The 1,506-nt window shown below is 52.7% G+C and carries 2 protein-coding genes; one reads left to right on the forward strand and one right to left on the reverse strand.

Going from position 1 to position 1,506, the window contains the following annotated elements; all coding sequences use genetic code 11:
* Nucleotides 1-33 precede the first annotated feature (33 nt).
* Nucleotides 34-429: a hypothetical protein gene (locus tag PEH01S_RS34230; RefSeq protein ID WP_127490450.1), complete on the reverse strand. Its 396-nt coding sequence runs from the start codon at nucleotides 427-429 to the stop codon at nucleotides 34-36.
* 181 nt (nucleotides 430-610) lie between these two features.
* On the opposite strand from PEH01S_RS34230, the gene PEH01S_RS34235 reads away from it, so the two are divergent.
* Nucleotides 611-1,387, forward strand: a complete 777-nt coding sequence (locus tag PEH01S_RS34235) for a divergent polysaccharide deacetylase family protein (RefSeq protein WP_127490451.1) — start codon at nucleotides 611-613, stop codon at nucleotides 1,385-1,387.
* Nucleotides 1,388-1,506: the final 119 nt, after the last annotated feature.

Raw genomic sequence — 1,506 nt, forward strand, 5'->3', positions numbered from 1 at the left:
TGCTTAACTTGCAAGGTGTTTTTGATCCCTGTCTCACAAACGGGGGTCAGTTCCGAAGCCCCCTTCACGCTCGGACAATAGCAAGTAGGCAGGGATGCCCGAACGGGGGTGCTCCACTTGCAAAAGCGCTCCCTTTTGATGGTTAACCAAGTTTTGAGCCAGGAAAAACAAACGTACGGATTCGGTCATAAACGAGTCGCGGAATAAATGTTCGGCCTTCGGATCGTCGATCCGCTCGAAAATGGGGTATTCGCCTTTCTTCTCGCCGGTATCCCGCACGATCTCGAAGGTTGGGGACGGTTCGGGCCTGACATAGGATAGAAAAGAATCGGTTTCCTTAACCGAAGACGCTGCGGCTTGGACGGCGTAGCAAGCCCCCATCCCCACCCATAACAATCCCGTGAAGCAGAGCAATCTCCATCGTTTCATGGAAGTTCCCACTTTCTTGTCTCAATATAAATGATTCCATAGCTATTGACGAAGATGACTCCATTTTCCCTGCAATAGGATGGGTTTCTGGAGGTAAAAACCAAAAATAGAAATCGTTCGTATAGGTTTTCGGCATAATGCAAACAATGAGGTTAGGATCACGGATAAGGAGGTGCGGTCCATGAGCAGAAGATGGTGGGTATCCGCTGCGGGGTGGATTTGTCTATTCGTCCTCATGCCGGCAACCGCATCCGGGCATTACATAGCCATCGACCCGGCGGCAGGAACGAAGCAAATCGCCGTCGTTATCGACGATTTCGGCAACGATCAAGCAGGCACCGAGCAAATGATGGAGCTGCCGATTCCGTTTGTTGCGGCGGTCATGCCTTTTTTGCCGACAACGAAACGCGATGCGGAATGGGCGCACCGGCTCGGCAAAGAAGTCATCGTGCATCTGCCGATGGAGCCAAAAAACGGGAAACCGAACTGGCTTGGTCCGGGGGCGATCTCGACCAGGCTGCCGGACGAAGAGATCCGGCAAAGGGTCATTGCCGCCATTGAGGATGTCCCTCATGCGGTGGGCATCAATAACCATATGGGATCGAAGGCGACGACCGACGAACGGGTGATGCGCATCGTGCTGACCGTATGCAAGGAACGTAACTTGTATTTTTTAGACAGCAGAACGGCTTATAGGAGCGTCGTCGGCAAGGTGGCAAAAGAAATCGGCGTGCGCACGGCGGAAAACCATTTGTTCATGGATGATATTTACACCCGGAAGCATATTCTCAAGCAGGCGATGAAGCTGCAAAAACACGTTCGCGAGCATGACAGCACAATCGTCATCGGTCACGTCGGCCCGCCGGGGGAGCATACCTCCGAAATATTAAAGCAATCGATTCCGACCTTGCAGCAGCTTGGCGGACAGTTCGTACCGGCGTCGCAATTGATGAAATAACAGTCCCAATGCAAAAAAAGACCGCGTGTCCAAGTGAAATGGCTTGTCCATGCGGTCTTCTAGTTGTGCGCCCGGCATGGGCGATAACTTGGCGGTGAAAGTCCGCTACAGGCTTGGCA

Source organism: Paenibacillus ehimensis NBRC 15659, from assembly GCF_004000785.1.
Classification (GTDB): Bacteria; Bacillota; Bacilli; order Paenibacillales; family NBRC-103111; genus Paenibacillus_G; species Paenibacillus_G ehimensis.